Raw genomic sequence first — 18410 nt, 5'->3', positions numbered from 1 at the left:
CTATAGCCCCCCTGCGCTGATCTGCACGGCTGTGACCTCCGCATCCTGTAGATGCGCAAGCACAGTAGCGAGATCCTGCACACGGGCCGATGATTTGACGATCAAGATCACCGACGCAGGGGTGAGATCATCGCCCAATGCGGCAACAAGATCGGGGAGTGTTTCAAACCCGAAAGTTTGCCCTTGGATGACCATGCCATCTGCCCCGATGTTCCAGAGCGGCGCGGAGACGGCGGCGCCACTGGGCAGAGGGGTGTCGGGCCTGGAACCCGCGCCAGAACCGACCCGCTGATCCGAGACCGCATCGGTTCGGTTCAGTGTCAAAAGCGCGTAGGGCGTGAGGCTCGACGATAGCATAAAAAAGACCAGAAGCTGGAACATCACATCTGCAAGCGACGTCAGCGTGAAGGTCACGCGTCGCTTTCGGACAGGAAGATCAAGCCGGTTGATGTGCATCAGGTCTTAGCCTTGCTGGCGGGCGGATTGATCAACACGCCCGTGAATGGCAGCAGAGATCAACACTTCGATCAGATTACGTTCACGCTCAATCCGCGCATCCAGCCAACTGGTCAGAAAGTATGCAACAAGTGCGACCGCAAGCCCGGCCGCCGTTGTGGTCAGCGCGGTCCAAATGCCCCCCGCAAGTGCGGCAGGGTCCGCCGCAGCCTGTGTCTGGGCCAGTACCGAAAACGCATCAATCATGCCGATCACGGTGCCCAAGAGGCCCAACATGGGGGCCGCATGCACGGCGATTTCCAGCAGCCGAATACGATCAGACAGGGTTGCAAGCTCTGAAATCGCGGTCTGGCGACCCAGTTCCTCGGCGTAGGCTGTTTCACCCGGGCGGGCACGCAACCCGGTAAAGACTGCGTGCAGGATACGCGAGAGCACGGATTTGCGTGCTGCCGCCTGCTGCATCGCGGCTTCGGCCTGACCGGAGAGCCATGTGTTGATGATCTGTTCGGCCATCTGGCGCTTGCCAACCCCAAGGCGCGAGAACTGGAGCAGTTTGAAGATAAAGACCGACAGCACGGTGAGGGACATCACGCCCAGCGCTGCAAAAACGACCAGTGTCAGCGGATCAAACATGTCCGCCCGAAAATTACTCATGGGGTTACTCCACAGCGCGGCCACGTCAGGCGGGACCGCGCGTCAATGCAAAAAGGGCGTGGCTTAAATACCGAACTGGATCGGGGTGCGCGAGCTTGCGACAAGCCCATTCATGCACAAGTCGCTTGGGTTGCCGCCACTTGCGATACAGGCGGGGGAATCATTGACCACGATGCGGGAGATCGACCCGCATTCCGTTTCGGCCAAGTCGAATTGCAGAACCTTTGTTTTACCTTCGCTGAGGGCACCGAATTCAAGCACCAGCAGGCGCGTGACCACACCTTGGCCATCAAACAGAGCAATCTGATAGGAGGCGCGATCGAGAGCCGTTGAGGACTGATTTGCCGCCACATAGGTCAGGCGGCAGCTGCCTTCTGTCGTTTCTGTCACGGAATTGAGGTCGAGCTGAAATGCCTCGGCGTCCTGCGTTGCATCCTGAGACCAGAGCGAAGTGGCCTGTAGTGTCAGCAGCGCGGTAGCCAGAACCGATGTCTTGGCCGCAGTCATAATGCCCATGATACCCCCAATGAGTCTGAATAAAGAAATCGCGGCCATTTGGGCGATAATCCAGCGCACAGGTCAACCGGGAATTTGGGGATATATTTCTCCCAGAGGGAGAGAATCAGCGGAAAACGCCGATGAAGAAACTGGGGCTGGGGGAGGTGCTGCTGCGGCGCGACAACTGCGGCGGCAGCGAAACCAACTGCTGTTCCGGCTGAGGCTCACTTTGATACAGCGGCGCAGGTGCCGCAGATGCGGTGCGCTCATAGGTCTGTGGCAGAGGTGTTGCCACATAGCTGTCGTCTGCAGCGGTCGAAACAGGGCGTTTCAGCGGCCGGACATCCAGCGTACGCGTGACCTCATGCGATGCATCAGCGGATGCCGGTATCACTGCCGGTGCGGGGTCTGGGGTACTTAAACCCAGTGCTGGCAAAGCTGCATCAGTCTGCGTGGGGCTGGAGTTTGGCAAAAGCCGTGCTGGCGTTTCAAAGGATGCCACACGCGGGAGGTCCGCGCGTGCATCAAATGCAGGCGACGTATGCGATTCGACACGCGGGGTTTGTAGGCTCGGCTCTGCACGCAGTTCAGGAACCGGTGCTTGCAGGCGCGTCAGCGAACTCAGCCGTGCGCTGCTGTCTCCATCAGAGCCGGACAAAGCATTGTGACAGAGCGCAAGGCCGAGCCCTGCGGTGATAGAAAGGCAGGCCGTGCCTGCTATGATCACAATGTACCGAACCATGTCTTCCAATGTAGATATCTGGTTGGCAAATGCCAGCCCTTTCAGTCATTGTTTGCACGCAGGCTAATATGATTGTTGCGAATTTCGCACGTATTACGTGTGTGCCTGCAGTCGAGTAGCTGAATTATCGATGTGAAAAGAGTATGTAAAACATGAAGCTAAGCGTTCTGTCTGGGGTCGTTGCTGCTTTTACAACGCTTGTGCCCAATGCGGGGCAGGCGAAGTTCACATTTTGCAACCAGACGTTGGATGTTGCGAATGTTGCGATCTCTGCTTTCAACGACGGTGCATTCGAAAGCTCCGGGTGGTGGGTGGTCGGTCCCAACCAATGCGCGGAGGTCATTAGTCAGAGTTTGCGATCTCGTTTTGTCTATGTGTTTGCCAAGGATGTCTTTGGGCGCGCGCTGCTGGATGGTGTTGCGTCCATGTGTGTGGATACCGGCCGATTTCAGATCCGGGGAGAAGAAGAATGCCTGACTCGCGGCTATATCGATGCCCGTTTTCATGAGGTAGACACGCAGCAGTCCGACAGTTGGACATTTTTTCTGCGGTCTGCAGCGGATTAAGGGCATCTTGCGGTCGCTTCTCGCAACGCTGCAAGGTAAGGTTGCAGCAATAAGGATGCTCCTTCTTTTCAAGATGCATTGAGGCTGGTTTTGTCGTTTTCCTCTCGTTGGTTTGCTTATGTGCTGGGGGCGTGCGGATGCCTGTGGAGTGGCGTCGCTGCCGCGCAGGATTGGTCTGCCTTGGTGGTCGGCGACACAGGCCAGGGTGCGGGGCGCGCCTTTGCTGACAGTTATTACGCTGCACGCGCCCTAGAAGACTTTGGCGGGGCGCCCGTAACTTTGCTGCGAAACGCCAGCTATGACGCCGTCTCCGCCGGTTTTGACGACTTAAGCGGAAAGACGCAGGTTGCATTCTATTTTGCAGGCCCCTTGGAGGGCGGGATGCAGGTCGACGGGCGCAAATTTGAGATAAGCTCTGGCATTGCGCGTTTGCAGAGTGCGGGTTTGAAACATGTGTTGTTGATGTTCGAAAACTGCGCTGGAGATGCGCAGACCGCCGCGCCGCTACCCGAGATTGGCGAGGGGGCATCTGATCTGAGTGTTGTGGTGCTGGCCAGTGCGGGGGCGGCGCAGGCCTGTCCGCCCGCTGGAGAGCGTCTGAGCGATACCCTGAAGCAGGTCGGAAAGGCCGAGGCGCTGATGGTGCCGGAACTTGCATCTTATGTGCAGCAGGGCGAACTTGATGATTTGCCAGATCAACCGCGGCCACAAACCGATGTGATCGCGTCCACACCGGCGCGACGGGATCAGGTGCTGATTACCGATGTGGTGCGGGTGATCCCCGCCAGCGCTCCGGCAGGCTTGACGCCGGTAAGCGTGCCTGCGGCCTCTGCCCAGCGCAGACCGGAACGGTCGGATGCATCAGCTCCGGTTGTGATTTTCTCTCCGGTTTCCAATCCGCAGCTCGCGGCGCTACCACAGGCGGATGGGCTGCCGGAACCTTCGATTATCGTGGGCCTTATTGAGGGCGCGGATCAGAACTTTGATGCGGCCCTTGATCCGTCTGATCTGTCTGGCAATGAGATCAGCTATGACAATGTCGAGGCGCGCCGAAGTTTGATGCGGCAAGACCCGGATCTCTATGCGGGATTGCTGGCAAGTGGTGCTTTTGATCCACCGGGTCCATTGCTGGTACGGGCATTGCAGCAGGAATTGGCGCGTATGGGCTGTTATACCAGTCGCGTTGATGGCGCCTGGGGGCCGGGGTCGCAACGCGCGGTGGTGCGCTATTATGACGAAGCGGGTGTGCAGGTGCCGACGCAGGCGGCGGAGGTGTCGCTTTATCGGGATATTATTGGCCGTGAAGATGTGACCTGTACGGCCCCCGTGGCTGCCGTGCCGCAGCCTCGGCCCAATACCAGCCCGGCTCCGACAACGCGCCGTCCAGTCGCCCAACCAACCGCGCCGCGCGCGCCTGCGCAGACCCAGATCGCTCCCGGTGCGGCACTGGGTGGTGTGTTTCGCTAGGCTGAGACCGGATGGCATATACCATCGATCCAGCCTTTCGTAAGGCAAAGACGCAAGCCCGCAAGCGTCGGCGGCGCCGCCTCGTTCTGCGGCTTGGCGGTGCGACGGCGGTTCTTGCGGCGTTGTCCGGCGTTGGCGTCTGGTGGTTCGGGCGCAGTGGCGCGGATCTTGATGCAGAACTGGCGATGGTGCCGACAGAGACGGTGGTGCCTGATCCATCGGTACAGCAGGCACGGGTGCGGGCAATGCTCAATCTGCGCCGCGCGCCCATGATGCTGCATGTGGAAGAGACCGGCGATCAAGCGATGCGAGAATTGGCCTTGCCCGCAGGTCAGCCATTGATCCGCGACGGCCGGCCAGAGCCTTTGCCGATTTCGTTGTTGCAGGATGATCTGTTGACGGCTGGACGCAATCTGGTCCTGCAACTGCCGTCGGGACGCGATGATTTTGCGCTGTTTCAGGCGCAACGACGCGATGCGCTGGAGGCAGCGCAAGAAGAGCGGCGCACCACGCTGCTGGCGCGTGACGCCAGCGTGGCGCTCACGATCCCATCGACGCGCCGCTCTGCGTTGTTCAACGACGAGATCATTGTCCTAAACACCGACAGGTCCCTGCGCGAAGTGCTGGTGGACAGTGGCATTGATGCCGCGCAGGCCGAGAGTATTGCCTCCGCCACCATTCGAATCGGCGAGTTGGATGAGACTCTTGTTGCCGGAAGCGTGGTCGCGCTGCGGTCTCGAAACCGAGCGGGACAGGCGGATACGCCGTTGCTTTTGCAGCTGTCGCTGTATGGCCCGGACAGGTTCTTGGTCAGCCTTGCCCAAAACGGACCGGGTCGTTTTGCCAGCGCTGCTGACCCGTGGGCGGAAAAAGACTTGCTGCAACGCTCTGGCCGGCTGGTCAGCACTGAGATGCCGGGTCGCAATGTGCGCTTAATGGATGCGCTATACTCCACTGCGTTACGCAACGGCGTGCCCACTGGTATCGTGGGTGAGTTGATCGTGATGATGTCGCGCCGATTTGATCTGGAACGTCTGGCGGAGCAGGGGGATCGGATCACCCTGCTGTTTTCAGGCCAGCCTGACACCGGGAGTGCGGGGCAAATCCTCTATGCGGGAATTGAGGGGCCTTCAGGAGAGATGCGCTGCTATGTGACGGCGCTGCCGGGGCCGGAAGGGGGCTATGGCTGTTTTGACGCGGGTGAAGCGGGCGTCGGCGGGATGCGCCTTGGGGCCGGGCTGGCGATCCCTGTGCGTGGGGTGAAGACCAGCGGGTTTGGCATGCGCATGCACCCTATCCTCAAGAAAATGAAGCCGCACAATGGGGTGGATTGGGCGGCCCCCGAGGGTACACCAATCTTTGCCGCACGGGCGGGCACGATCCGCGCCGCCGGGGACAGTGGCGGCTACGGCAACCTCGTGGCGATCACGCATGAGGGCAACATGGAGACGCGCTATGCCCACATGCAACGCTTTGCAGACGGGATCGCACCGGGGGTCACCGTCGCGGCGGGTCAACAGATTGGCTATGTGGGGACCACAGGACGTTCGACCGGCCCGCATCTGCATTTCGAGCTTTGGGTGGATGGTCGCCCGACCGACCCCGCGCAATATGGCAGTAGTGCGGTCGCGTCGCTTGTGGATCGTATTATCCATGTCGAAAGCGGTGGCAATGCCACGGCGCAAAACCCGCTATCCTCGGCCACCGGTGCTGGGCAGTTCATCTCCAGCACCTGGGTACGCATGATGAATACCTATCGCCCCGATCTGGTTGAGCAACTGACCCGTGAGGAACTGCTGGATCTGCGCAACGATCCGGTACTAAGCCGCGACATGGTGCAACGTCTGGCGCAGGAAAGTGAAAGCTATCTGCGCGCACGTGGTCATCAGGTCACTGCTGGGCGACTGTATCTGGCGCATTTCCTTGGCGCGGCTGGGGCCAATCAGGCGCTTTCCAGTGACCCTAATCTGAGTGTGGAAGAGGTGATGGGTGCCGGAGTGGTCTCTGCCAACCCATTCTTGCGCGGCAAGAACATCTCGGACCTTCTTGCGTGGGCCGATCGCAAGATGCAATCGCGGGGGCAGCGTGTCGCGGTGGTGATCCCACCACAGGTGAAGGCGTATATGACCCGGATTGATGCTTTGCTGGCAGATCTCTGAGGAGGGGTCTGCGCTCAGGGCCTACAGCTCTGCGCGGGGGTTGCGGAAGCCTCTTGCAAAGAAAAGAGCGCCAGTTCCGGGGCGAATACGTAGCCTTGCGCATCAGAGCTGCTTTTGAGCACCCAAAAACCAGCGGCTGGAAGAAGAAAGGCCAATGCCACAATCCCAGCCAACAGGCGGGCGTGATGGCGCTCTGGCAGCGGTGCAAGCAACAGGAACAACGGCAACACAGCGAGGGCGAGGAACCAGAAACTGCTGGTGTCAAAATACACGCGTTCTGCACATGCAGACAGAGCGTTCAGGGCTGCGGAAATATCCCACAGCCCCCAAATAGCCACCGCGATCCCCAGCGAGGAGAACGCGGCGAGTATGCAAATCGCAACACTGCGGGACATCAATAGGGTCCGGTATGTTTCAGCGCCTGATTGATCAGATGCTGCTCCCACGCGCGGATCTGACGGGCGAGCACGCGGAAGGGATTTTCAAAAGAATCTACGGTATCCTCGATGGCGCGTACAAGTGTTTCGGTGAGGCCAAATTTACGATCCACGCGGTCCAGCAGGATCGACACGCCAATCCCAACGATGACGGCTGCGATCACCGGACCAGCGGCGATAGTTGTCAAAGCGCCCACTGCCATCCCAGCAAGGAAACCCGCCCCGGCGGAAACCGCGAATTTGCCAACATCTGACGCAATTGTTCCCAGCAACTGGGTCAGACGCGGATCATTGTCTGACAGCACGTGTTCAACCACGCGCAACGCAGCAAAGGCGACCACTGCGATACCAGTCATGCGCACCGCGCCTTTGGCCAGTTGTTTGGAGCCAAGCACGAGTTTTGCAACCTTGGGGTTTGAGCTCAGATAACGTGTGCCGGTCAAAGTGGCACGCTGGCCGGGGTAGCCTTTGATGATCACATATTCTTTGCCGTTGACGGATTTGATGTAGGCGCGACCGCTGAGGCCAAGGGTTTGCACAAGTTTCGCAGCACCTGCGCTGTCGATCCCTGCGGTGGCCGCCGTAACAAGGTCGATTCCGCTGGCCTCCGCCATATCGTTGTTGATCTCGACAACATAAAGCAGGGTCTCTTCCAACGTGATATCGCGGCTGTCGGTTTTAATGGTGCAGTTACCAGTCTGAAGCGTTTCGGGCATGGGAACTCTCTTGAGGAATAAAGTGGATTGAAAGACCAGTGGGAAAAAGGTCAGCTCAGGGCGTAGTGGAAGCCCTCAGTATCGGCGGTCACGGTGACGCGATGGATTTCGCCTCCGGTGCTGAGGGTTTTTAGCACCTTGCGGCTCAGCTCCGGCAGGATGGAATTGGAGATGATGTTGTCGATCATCCGCCCGCCGCTGTCGGGGTCGCGGCAGAGGCTGGTGATATGGTCGATCACATCGTCGCCATAAACCAGTTCAGTGCCATGCGCGCCCTTGAGGCGTTTTTCGACTGCCGAGAGCTTCAGGCGCGTGATGCCGCCGAGGACTTCAGTGCTGAGCGGCAGGTAAGGGATGGTGACGATGCGGCCCAGCAAGGCGGGGGGGAAGACCTCCAGCAGGCTGGGTTTCAGCGCCACATCGAGTTCCTCCAGATCAAGGTCTGCTGCGCTGCCGTCGGGGCCGACCCGGTCCATGATGACCTCGGTGCCCACATTCGATGTGAGCAGGATCAACGTGTTCTTGAAGTCGATCATGCGGCCATTGCCGTCTTCCATGACGCCTTTGTCAAAGACCTGAAAGAAGATCTCATGCACATCTGGGTGCGCTTTTTCGATCTCGTCGAGCAAGACCACGGAGTAGGGCTTGCGGCGCACGGCCTCGGTCAGGCGTCCGCCTTCGCCATAGCCGACGTAGCCCGGAGGCGCGCCTTTCAGGAGCGAGACGGTATGGGCCTCTTGGAATTCGCTCATATTGATGGTGATAACGTTCTGCTCGCCCCCATAAAGTGCCTCTGCCAGAGCCAGCGCAGTTTCGGTCTTGCCGACACCGGAGGGTCCGCAGAGCATGAAGACGCCGATGGGCTTGTTGGGGTTGCCAAGGCCCGCACGGCTGATCTCGATGCGTTTGGCGATGGATTTTAGGCCGTGATCCTGACCGATGACGCGGGCGCGCAGATCATCGGAAAGGTTCAGTACCGCGTCGAGTTCATCCTGCATCATCCGACCCGCAGGGATGCCGGTCCAGTCCGAGATCACGGCAGCGATGGCCTGTTCATCCACATGCGCGAAGACCATGCGGTCGTCCGGGTTGGTCTCGTCCAGCGCGGTCATCTGCGCCTGCATCTCGCGGCGCAAGGCATCCGGGTCGATGTCGGCTGTTGCGTCAGGGGCGTCCACCTCCGGTTGCCCGGCGTCCTCTGTTTCGCTGCTGGCAGCGTCCTGTGCGCCGGGCGTGTCAGAGGTCTGTGCTTTGAGGCGCGCACGCAGGTCGAGCACCTGATCGACGATCTCTTTTTCGCGGGCGTAGCCTGTATCAAGCGCGGCCAGCCGGTCCGTCAGTTCAATGATCTCGGTCTTGATCTCTGCGATGCGGTCTTCGTGGCTCTCGCCCAGATCGCGGGCCTCTGTCTTGCCGGCAAGCTCGGCCTCCAGCGCGTCGATCCGGGCGCGGGTGGCGGTGATGCGGGCGGGCAGGGCGGACTGGCTAAGCGCCACCCGGGCGCAGGCGGTATCCAGTAGCGAGACCGCCTTGTCTGGCAGTTGCCGGGCGGGGATGTAGCGGTGCGAGAGCGTGACCGCGCTGACGATAGCAGCGTCGGAAATACGCACTTTGTGGTGGTCCTGCATCGGACCAAGGATCCCGCGCAGCATGTCGCAGCAGACCTCGATTGAGGGTTCATCTACATTTACCGGCTGGAACCGTCGGGTCAGGGCCGGGTCTTTTTCGATGTGCTGGCGATACTCGCTCCAGGTGGTGGCGGCGATGGTGCGCAGGGTGCCGCGGGCCAGCGCCGGTTTCAACAGATTGGCGGCGTCCCCGGTTCCGGCCTGACCGCCCGCACCGATCAGCGTGTGGGCCTCGTCGATAAAGAGGATGATGGGTTCGGGTGAGGACTGGACCTCGTCGATGACCGATTTCAGGCGCTGTTCGAACTCGCCCTTGATCGAGGCACCCGCCTGCATTGACTGGATGTCCAACTCAAACAGGCGCGTGCCCTTGAGTTTGGGCGGCACATCCCCGGCGGCGAGCAACTGGGCAAAACCTTCGACCACGGCGGTTTTGCCGACACCGGCCTCGCCCGTCAGGATCGGGTTGTTCTGGCGTCGGCGCAGCAGCACATCGATGAGCTGACGGATCTCGTCGTTGCGGCCCTTGATCGGGTCCATCTCGCCCGCTGCGGCGGTCATGTCCTTGGCAAACCGGCCAAGCGCGGTGGTGCCGCCTTTGCCCTGAGAGGCAGCGCCACTGTCCTCGGCTGTTGAGAGGTTGGCGCCATCCATCGGGCGCATCGTGTCCTCTTCGCTGCCCGCCCAGAGGCTGCGGCTGTCCTGCCCCAGTTGTTCGGCGGAGATCTGTTCAAACACCGAAGAATAGCGCAGCAACTGCCGACGCAAGGAGGGATCGTTGAGCAGCGCGGTCAGAACGTGGCCGGTGCGGATCTGCGCCTCGCCAAAAAACAATGTCGCATAGGTCCAGGCGTGGTTCAGCGCGTCTGCAAGATGATCGCTGATGCCCGGTGTTTCCGTCACATTTTTGTCGAGACGGTCCATCGCGCCCGACAGGTCCTTGAGCACGCGACCGCGATCAAGGTTCAGCTGGCGCAAAGTGACGGAGATGTCGGCATTCTGGTTGGAGACCGAATGAAACAGCCAGTGGCAGAGATCGACGTAGCGATTTCTCGCTGTTCTGGCGTCGCGCATGCCCTGAAGAAAGGCATCATAGCCTGCGCGGTTCATCTTGCCGGCGTATTTTTCAATTGTAATTTCAGTCATGAAACAGGGGCCTCGATTGGGCCGCACACCTGTCAGGCGGCGGAGGACTTCAATTCATCTTGGTCAAAGGGTTCGGGAAGCAGCGGATAGCGGCTGACTTGCAGGTATCCATCGGCGCTGCGTGGTAGGGGGCTGGTCGCGGTCGGGAGATCGGGCGTGCTGATCGAACCGACACAGGCGAGCCAACCTACTTGTGTGCTTTGTCCCAACACGGCGGTTGATATTTGCGGGCGCGGCAGCCATAGCGCGGTTTCAATGTCAAAGGCCTGTCCGAGATACCAGAACACAATATCCTGAAGCGCCGCGTGATCGGGGCCGCCGGGAAGGAAACGCTGATACTGGGCCAGATCACTGAGCATCACGTGAAGGCGGATCTTGGCACTGAGGGATTGCACATACCCGCCCAGAACACTGTTCTCACCGAGGGTGCAGCCTTGGGCCCCCAAGAGGCAATGCGCATCTGGTTCAAGTTCGAGCCAGCAGGGTACGTGCTCTTCGATCCGAAAACGGGCGCGACCGTTGAAGTGCAGTTCCAGCATTTGGCGCAGGCGTACGGGGCTTTTGACGCGCCCGGTTGCCAGCGGTGCCAGATGAAGCTTGGCCATGTCATCGGGACGCGCCCCGGACCGGTTGGCTGCGGTGCCACAGCCAAGAAGCGATAGGATATAGGCCTGAAACCGGTCACTGTCGGCGTGGTCGAACTGGCTTATTGCGCGGGCATCGGACCATGCACGGAAAAACAGCTCCTGAAAACGTGCGGTGAAGATGTCGCAAAAGGCGACGAAGCTCTCGTCCCCGGCAGAGAACCACGACTCAACCTCTTCGGTCCAGTTTAGCGGTAGCGCGCCGAACGCGCCGAACAACCCCATGAACTGCGCTCGCAGGCGTGGGGTGCTTTGGGTCAGGTCTACACGCGCCACATCGCGGGTGGGAAAGGCAAGGGCCGGGTCTTGACCCAGATGCACGATGGCATCGCGCAGCCGCTTGTTCTGGCCAATGGCTGGTTTGTGACCTGCACGTCGCTCAAGCTCTCGCAGGAGCGAAAACAGACCAACACTGCTGGCGGCTTTTTCCTGGTGCTCGCGGCGTTCCAACGTCTCGCTGACGCGGGTCGCGGCTGGCGAGGCCGCAGCAGAGGCGACGTCACCACTCACAACAACGGCCCTGTACCAGAGCGGGGCGCAAAGCGCGTGATTTCGCCCCGTTGCAAGCTATGTATCACCGTTTGGGTGAAGCTGTTGACCGCCGCATATTCGGCAAAGAAATGATCCAGCACCGCCCCTAAGGGTACGATGCCGGTGCTTTCAAATTCGGTTTCGTCAAAAATCACGCGGATCAGCAGCCCGCGTGCGGTATGATAGCCGTCTGGTGCGGCAATGGTGCGGGTCACCGGGGTGCATTCCAGATTGCGCACACCGCTAATTTGCGCCTCGCTGACGCTGTCGGAGAGATCGGCAAAGAGAGAGAGCATTTCCCGCAAAGACGCCGCCGACATGCCGCCATCCGGGCTTTGGACGCCAGAGGTGCCGAGCGACAGATAGGACAACAGTCGCCAATAGGTATCCCCCGCAGTTGTGCGGTGGTTGGCGGTGGTTTCACGGTCCGCAAGGCTGTCACGCGGAGGGGACGGTCCGGCAAGACATTTCAATGCCACGGTCTGGTCGTCACATAGGTGAAAACTCTCGGCGCTGTCTGCGATCGGCAAATATTCCGGCAGATGGCGGTTGGAGCATAAGAGTTTGACCTGCAGCCGGTTGGCTGGTTCTTGCTCGGGTGGCTCGTAGAGGCTGATCAGGGTCTCGGTGCCGCGGTAGAGATTGCGCGGGATGCCGTTGCGCTGTTCTGCCAGCGTGCGTCGGCGGGGTTTGCGCCGCGTGGTGTAATAAAGCGCCTGACGGGCGCTGCGCCCCTCGGGTGGCAAGGCATAGAGCGGATGCACCTCGGATTTGCTTTGCCGATCAGTATAATGCGCCCAGACCTCGGTGATGTGATGCACCTCGTAATGGGTGATCGGCGAGGAGTTGGGCGTGATGGTGTATTCGTGGCGCTTGCGGTCCAGATGCAGGTGGCTCGACATTTCTTCGAACAGATTGACCGCAGGCGCGGCATTGACCGCAAGATCCTGCGGGTCGAGATTTGCCGCCAGACGTTGCCGTGGGCTGGAAAACTCAAAAACCAATTGAACCGTGTTGCTGCGCACATGCGGCAGCACATCACGCAGGCCGGTGAGCCGCAAACCCAGAAACTTGCGCGGGAACACAAAGAACTCGCGCAGCCGTGCAAACCCATCAAACAAGCGCTTTTGGTGCGGAAAGAGCTGCTCACCTTCGTCAAAGCCAATCTTGTGCAGCTGGTTCGTGGCGAGACGGGCAAAGACCGGATCACCCTGCGCATTGAGCCAGCGCAGTGAGACCCGCGTACAATCGCAGAAAATCTGCTCGTAGAGGATGGCCGCCTCGTCCATCGGCGCGGTGAAGTTCAGCGTCAGGCTGTCCATCTCCAGCGTATTGAGCGTCTCGGTGGGGTTTGGTTGGCCGTCGTTATCGAGGCGCGCCACATCAACCACAAGGCCCGCTTTGGTGCTGGCGGCGATTTCCTGCCCCAAGGCGCTGATCGGTCCTGCACTGGCGTGATAAGTGGCCTGTGTCACGCCAATCGGCCAAACTGTCAGCGGGGAAGCCAGCGCAAAGCGGCACGACACCCTTTGTTGCGCATCGAGGAAACGGGCGTCCATATACTCGCCTGCCGTAAACGAAAGACCGGATTCGATTTCCGAGCTGTCGGCCGGGGCCTGTGCCCGGACAAGCATGACGCTGGGGGTCGGAGCGAGTGCATCGGGAAAGATCTGTTCCAGCAACTCGCGGGTGAAGGTCTGGTATTCCTCATCCATCTTGACCTTCACTTGGGCGGAGAGAAAGGCAGAGCCTTCCAGAAGCCCTGCCACTGCAGGGTCCATATTCTCCTCAAGGAGGCCGCCAAGCCGATCAGCAAGGCCCGGATATTCGCCAGCAAACTCCGCTGCGCGTTCTTTCAGAAGGCCAAGCTCCTGATTATAGGCGTCTCTTAATGCGCGTCTCATGCGTTCACCCGCAGGTGAGAGAGGGACATTTTGCCCGCGCCAAGGTCGATCTCAGCGTCAAAATCCAGAGATACATCGACGGGGTCACCGAGCATTTCAGCGGTCACAAACACTGCAAGGTGATGCGTCTTACCATTGCTGGTATCGCGGATCTGGACGTCCAGACTCTCTGCGATCAATCGCGGCTCGAACCGGATCAGAGACTCGCGCAGCGTTGCCACCACCGCAGGCGTATTGAGCGCGACTTTGCCAAGTCCGCTGAGATCGCGAAACCCGTAGTTGACGATAGAGTCGGCCACATGCGGTGCATCGTCCAATGGACAGATCGCCTCAAGGTGGATGGTATTGAGAAGGGCCGCCAGATCAGCCTCAAGATGCTGTCGCAACTCTGTTTCCGAGACGCCAAAGCGGCGCTGTTTGCGCGCAGAGGTCAGCTTTGTGATGCCATCACCGGATATTTCGCGACGGTGATGCGCGTCCTTTTCATTGTGAGACGCCCGAAAGACCTGCAGGATCGACGTCTTTGCCTTGCGGCCCGTTTGCCAGCGGGGATCACCGGTTTCAGAATTGTCCGCATCGCCGCGCCGCATGTTTGTACCTTCTGCACCGGGACTAAAAATAATGTGGAGCGTCGGGCCGGTTGCAATAACACGGGCCGATCTGCTCGAAAGGGGAGGGCCGCAGGACGCGGCCCTCCCGAAAATCCGTAGAACCGAAAGAGGGCGGTCTTACTTGCCCCATTCCTTGTTCTCGGCGATTTCCCAACCTGCGAGGCTCTCGGGGCCAGCGGCACCGGACTGCTCTTGGAAGGTGTAGGTCACCTGGAAGCGGCGGAAGTTCAGGGTCAGGGTTTCCTGAACGCGGTCCAGGCCATCCTTGCTGCCACCGGTCTGGTAGTTGGTGATCATCACGTCTTCGAAGTCGATTTTGAGGTAATCGACAGGAGCGGTGCCACCAGATTTGCGAACCACCAGCTGGCCGGACTTAATATGTTCGCCCGAGCAGCAGCGCTTGACCAGGTCATGCGTCGCTTTATCGACGTATTTGGTGACCTGAATGTCCTGCACGTCGACTTTACCGCCGCCGCCGCCGCCGCCCATGTGGGTGGTGCCGGACTGAGACATGGACCAGCCCCAGGACAGGATGTCGATCCAGTCTTTATGTTTGTCATCCTGGCATTCGCCAACGATGCCGTTGTCAAGTTTCAAAAAACAATCAATCGCCATGAAATAACTCCTTTAGGCGCTACATATCGCTCTCCAGGGGGGAAAACGAATTACTTCCCAGATGGCAGTTTCGACACAAGGCTCATGCCGATATCCATACCTTCCATCTGGAAATGAGGTTTGAGGAAAAACTTGCCCTGATAGTAGCCGGGGTTCAGTTCGTCCTCGACAACTTCTACTTTGGCTCCGGCCAATGGCTTTTTGGCCTTTTCCATCTCGCTTGCGCTTTCCGGGTTGCCGGAGACGTATTTATTCACCCATGCCTGCAGGTCACGCTGAAGCTGCGAGACATCCGGGCTTTGACCGATTTTGTCGCGCACCATCGCCTTCAGATAGTGGCTGAAGCGCGATACGGCAAAGATGTAGGGAATGCGCGAGGACATGTTGTCCGACGCGGTCGCCTGATCGTCGACGTAGGTCTTGGGCCGATAAAGGCTCTGTGCGCCGATGAAGGCAGCCTTATCGGTGTGCTGGCGGTGGATCAGGCCAATCAGGCCCGCCTTGCTCAACTCGCCTTCGCGACGGTCGGTGATCGACACTTCGGTGGGGCACTTCAGATCCTTGGCGCCATCGCCGGTATCGAACACATGGGTCGGCAGGTTCGCCACTTCACCACCGGAGGTGACGCCGCGGATGCGGACAGTCCAGCCGTGTTCCTTGAATGCGCGGTTGATGTTGGCCGCCATCGCATGGGCAGAGTTCATCCACGCATATTGCGTGCCTGCGTGACCGTCGGTTTCTTCTTCGAAGTTGAACTCTTCAACCACCGAATTGGAGTTCTGGCTGTAGGGTTCACGCGACAGGACGCGGGGCAGGGTCAGCGCAACGAAACGAGAGTTCTCGCTGTCGCGCAGGCTGTTCCACTGGGCGTATTCCGGGGTTTCGAAGATTTCGGAAAGATCCGGCGGAGCGGAAATTTCGTTCCAGTCGTCAAGCCCGAGAAGGTTGGGCGAGGCACCAGAAATGAAGGGCGCAAGCGCGGCCTCGGAAATCTTGCCGATGGAGTTCAGAAGGTTCACATCCGGCGAGGAGTGATCGAAGTGATAATCACCGACCAAGCAGCCGAAAGGTTTGCCGCCGAGCGTGCCGAGGTTTTGCTCGTACACAATGTTGAACAGCGGAGATTTGTCCCATTTGGCACCGGGGAAACGACGCATCATTCCCTGCAGTTCCTTTTTGGAGACGTTCAGTACCTTCACACGCAACGTCGCATCGGTCTCAGCGTTGTTGAGCGTATAGGCAAGCCCGCGCCAGCTGGCTTCGAATTGCTGGAATTCTTCGTTGTGGATGATCGCGTTCATCTGGTCGGACAGCTTTTTGTCCAGTTTCGCCAGCATTGCGTCCACGGTATCGATCATATCTTCGGCGACCACGGATTGATCGTCGAGCGCTTCACGCACCAATGCCACAACCGCGTTATCGACTTCTTGTGCGGCGATATCGGTGCGCGGTTTGATCGTCTGTTTCAGAATGTCAGAGAACTCCGACAGTTCATCCAGTTCTGCGGCGCCTTCGCCAGCCTGTACCTGTGCTTCGTTGTCCATATGTGTCACCTGTCCCTGTCCGAACGCTCAGTGCGCTCAGGCGTCCTCGCCATCGGTTTCTTCTTTTGCGGCACGTTCCGCCAGCGCTGCCATCAGCTCTGGGTCTTCCAACAATTTCTTGAGGTGGTCCTGCGCCTTGGGCTTGGACGCCATGTAGCGCTGCAGATTTGCAAGCTGTTCACGCGCTTCCAGCAGTTTTTTCAGCGCCGGAACCTGACGCGCGATGGCCGCAGGCTCAAGATCAGCAAGGCTTTCGAATTTAAGCTCAACGCCCAGCTTCTCGCCGCCATCACCGCTCAGGCGGTTTTCGGCCATGAAAGTCATGCCCGGCTGCAGTGACGCCATGTAGTCATCTACGGTGTCTTTGGTCACATCCGCAAAGGTGCGCTCTTCGACGGGCGCTTTTTCGACGCCGGGGGTGTTTCCGGACAGATCCGACATGACGCCCATGACGAAGGGCAACTCGACCATTTGTTCGCTGTCGAAAGGATCCTCATATTGGATCTGCACGCGTGGCGGACGGTTGCGTTTGATGAAGCTGGAACCTGAATCTGAGGCCATGCTGGCTACTCCCGTTAGGTGCGGTTCGTGCTGAACCGGAAGATTGTTGTGTGCCCCGCGAGGGCTAATGTGCGTCGCAATGACGAGGATCTATATGCTTTTGCCATCTCAGGCTGTGTTCTCCTGAGGTATAAGTTCTTCAATCAGAGATTGAAAGTCCATATCCAGATAGCTTTGAGCACGTTTCAGAAGAACTGGGACTGGGCTGGAGCGTTCGGTTTGGCGGAAATACACTTCGACCGATTGCAACGCCTGAGCGGCCTGAGCAGCGGAGGCGATTTTTGGATCAGGGCCGGGATCTTGCGGCAATTCAGTCGCGGCATCCGAGGTGTCGGGCAGCGCGCCGCTCAGTTCCGCCAATCGATCCGCGCCCAGCAAAAATCCTGTTGGTGCGCCAAAATCTACAACCGCCGCAGATGCTTGCGACGGCAACAAAGCTTGCAGCGCCTCAACCAGAGGTTTGCCGATCAGCAGGCGCGCCTGTGTCACCAAGAGCAAAGCCGCAGAGGAGGGCTCGTTCTTGCGATAGTAGATTTCGCAGGATTCCAGCACTCTTCGCGCGTGCAGTTGGCTGACGATTTGCACCGGTGTGCGCAGCGGCTCAACATTGGCCGTGCGGGCCGTGGCAAGTGCAGGTGGAGCCTGCAGATCAGGTTTTTCCGCGGCGGTTTCTGCGGGTGCAGGCTCGGGTGCTGCATTTGCAGCCAAGTCGGGGCGCGCGGTGGTCAGCACATCCAAGATGTCATCGAGAACTGCAAAAAGCTGCTCAAAATTGGGCTGAAATGGTGACGTCGGATGGGTCGTGCAGGCGGATTTTATCCGCGACGCGGCCGAGCGTATCGTGGTGAAATCCTGATGGGCATCTTCCACCTGCTTCTTGTTGCCGGGATTGGTCAATGCATCCAGCAGGGGCTTGAGTTCGATTTCGGATTCATGCTCGAGCGGCGCATTTTCACCTTTGGCCACGCGGATTTTGCGCAGAGTAACCTCGGTGGTGCCAGTGAGCCCCATGAACATCAATGGCTGCACCACTGTGACCGTCTGGTTCAGGTCATTGATCGCATCACGACGCTCGGCTGGACCATCTTCAAGAGACGGGTGGACCGCATCTGGCAATGTTTCCAGCAAGGTCGCCATGGCCTCGACGGTATCGCGCAATGCGCTGCGATTACCGGCCAACGCATCCCACTGGGCCTGCAAGGACAGCAAACGAAGATCGCGCGTGCGATCTAGCAGCGCATCAATTTCGCGTGTCTCTGCCCGGTGATCGACGTCCTTGGGATCAAACAGGCGATCAGGAGAGCGACTGCCATCAGGGCGCTCCACGCCGGGTTGCATGTAGAAACCGGGTAGCCGGCCGACTGCACCAAAGTAATACTCCTCGTATGCCGGATCAAAACTTGCGTTGAGGTCCGGCCCGCAGGGCAAATCGTCTGAAAGAGGTGTGGCGCGCGCGCTGGTGCGCATCAATCAATCCTATTTGTTTGTAACCCAGAGTTTTCACTTTGAAATTCTTGGGGTGAAGTTAATC

Annotated in this window: 17 protein-coding genes; 3 read left to right on the top strand and 14 right to left on the bottom strand. The window is 59.3% G+C overall.

The annotated features are described in order from the left end of the window. From K529_RS10845 to K529_RS10830, 4 genes are all read right to left on the bottom strand, one after another. On the bottom strand, positions 1 to 456 hold the full coding sequence (locus K529_RS10845) for an ExbD/TolR family protein (protein ID WP_005623030.1): 456 nt from the start codon (positions 454 to 456) through the stop codon (positions 1 to 3). Between the two features lie 6 nt (positions 457 to 462). Continuing rightward, positions 463 to 1110, bottom strand: coding sequence for a MotA/TolQ/ExbB proton channel family protein (locus K529_RS10840; protein WP_227512052.1), 648 nt, complete (start codon positions 1108 to 1110; stop codon positions 463 to 465). 63 nt (positions 1111 to 1173) lie between these two features. Beyond that, positions 1174 to 1626, bottom strand: coding sequence for a hypothetical protein (locus K529_RS10835; RefSeq protein ID WP_040642481.1), 453 nt, complete (start codon positions 1624 to 1626; stop codon positions 1174 to 1176). Between the two features lie 106 nt (positions 1627 to 1732). After that, positions 1733 to 2350, bottom strand: a complete 618-nt coding sequence (locus K529_RS10830; RefSeq protein ID WP_005623021.1) for a hypothetical protein — start codon at positions 2348 to 2350, stop codon at positions 1733 to 1735. Between the two features lie 152 nt (positions 2351 to 2502). On the opposite strand from K529_RS10830, the gene K529_RS10825 reads away from it, so the two are divergent. From K529_RS10825 to K529_RS10815, 3 genes are all read left to right on the top strand, one after another. After that, positions 2503 to 2916, top strand: a complete 414-nt coding sequence (locus K529_RS10825; RefSeq protein WP_005623018.1) for a DUF1036 domain-containing protein — start codon at positions 2503 to 2505, stop codon at positions 2914 to 2916. Between the two features lie 90 nt (positions 2917 to 3006). Then, a complete protein-coding gene (locus tag K529_RS10820; RefSeq protein ID WP_046002092.1) occupies positions 3007 to 4383 on the top strand; it encodes a peptidoglycan-binding domain-containing protein in 1377 nt (458 codons plus the stop codon). 11 nt (positions 4384 to 4394) lie between these two features. Next, positions 4395 to 6542 carry a peptidoglycan DD-metalloendopeptidase family protein gene (locus K529_RS10815; RefSeq protein WP_052699520.1) on the top strand — a complete coding sequence of 716 codons (2148 nt, stop codon included), beginning with the start codon at positions 4395 to 4397 and terminating at the stop codon, positions 6540 to 6542. Positions 6543 to 6556: 14 nt separating this feature from the next. Here the strand turns inward: K529_RS10815 and K529_RS10810 are convergent, their stop codons facing one another. The 10 genes from K529_RS10810 to K529_RS10765 all read right to left on the bottom strand — a co-directional run bounded on the left by K529_RS10810 (position 6557) and on the right by K529_RS10765 (position 18346). Beyond that, complete coding sequence (locus K529_RS10810; RefSeq protein ID WP_005658827.1) at positions 6557 to 6937, bottom strand: hypothetical protein; 381 nt, start codon at positions 6935 to 6937, stop codon at positions 6557 to 6559. Beyond that, positions 6937 to 7695 (bottom strand): hypothetical protein, encoded by a 759-nt coding sequence (locus tag K529_RS10805; protein WP_005658825.1) that lies wholly within the window; start codon positions 7693 to 7695, stop codon positions 6937 to 6939. Before K529_RS10805 ends, K529_RS10810 begins: the two co-directional genes overlap by 1 nt. A gap of 50 nt (positions 7696 to 7745) precedes the next feature. Then, positions 7746 to 10469, bottom strand: a complete 2724-nt coding sequence (gene tssH, locus K529_RS10800; protein WP_046002091.1) for a type VI secretion system ATPase TssH — start codon at positions 10467 to 10469, stop codon at positions 7746 to 7748. A 32-nt stretch (positions 10470 to 10501) separates the two neighbouring features. Further along, positions 10502 to 11623, bottom strand: a complete 1122-nt coding sequence (gene tssG / locus K529_RS10795; RefSeq protein WP_005614125.1) for a type VI secretion system baseplate subunit TssG — start codon at positions 11621 to 11623, stop codon at positions 10502 to 10504. Continuing rightward, positions 11620 to 13548, bottom strand: coding sequence for a type VI secretion system baseplate subunit TssF (gene tssF / locus K529_RS10790; RefSeq protein WP_005614124.1), 1929 nt, complete (start codon positions 13546 to 13548; stop codon positions 11620 to 11622). The genes tssG and tssF overlap by 4 nt, the downstream gene beginning before the upstream one ends. Beyond that, positions 13545 to 14138, bottom strand: a complete 594-nt coding sequence (locus K529_RS10785; protein ID WP_005614123.1) for a type VI secretion system baseplate subunit TssE — start codon at positions 14136 to 14138, stop codon at positions 13545 to 13547. Before K529_RS10785 ends, tssF begins: the two co-directional genes overlap by 4 nt. 138 nt (positions 14139 to 14276) lie before the next feature. Further along, a complete protein-coding gene (locus K529_RS10780) occupies positions 14277 to 14774 on the bottom strand; it encodes an Hcp family type VI secretion system effector (protein ID WP_005614121.1) in 498 nt (165 codons plus the stop codon). A 50-nt stretch (positions 14775 to 14824) separates the two neighbouring features. After that, complete coding sequence (gene tssC, locus K529_RS10775) at positions 14825 to 16318, bottom strand: type VI secretion system contractile sheath large subunit (protein WP_005614120.1); 1494 nt, start codon at positions 16316 to 16318, stop codon at positions 14825 to 14827. Positions 16319 to 16354: 36 nt separating this feature from the next. Further along, positions 16355 to 16879, bottom strand: coding sequence for a type VI secretion system contractile sheath small subunit (tssB, locus tag K529_RS10770; RefSeq protein ID WP_005614119.1), 525 nt, complete (start codon positions 16877 to 16879; stop codon positions 16355 to 16357). A 108-nt stretch (positions 16880 to 16987) separates the two neighbouring features. Continuing rightward, positions 16988 to 18346, bottom strand: a complete 1359-nt coding sequence (locus K529_RS10765; RefSeq protein WP_005614118.1) for a type VI secretion system protein TssA — start codon at positions 18344 to 18346, stop codon at positions 16988 to 16990. Positions 18347 to 18410: the final 64 nt, after the last annotated feature.

The sequence above is a fragment of the Tritonibacter mobilis F1926 genome (genome assembly GCF_000376545.2).
Lineage (GTDB): Bacteria > Pseudomonadota > Alphaproteobacteria > Rhodobacterales > Rhodobacteraceae > Epibacterium > Epibacterium mobile.
The sequence above is the reverse complement of the archived record's forward strand: the minus strand, read 5'-3'. Positions and strand labels throughout refer to the sequence as shown.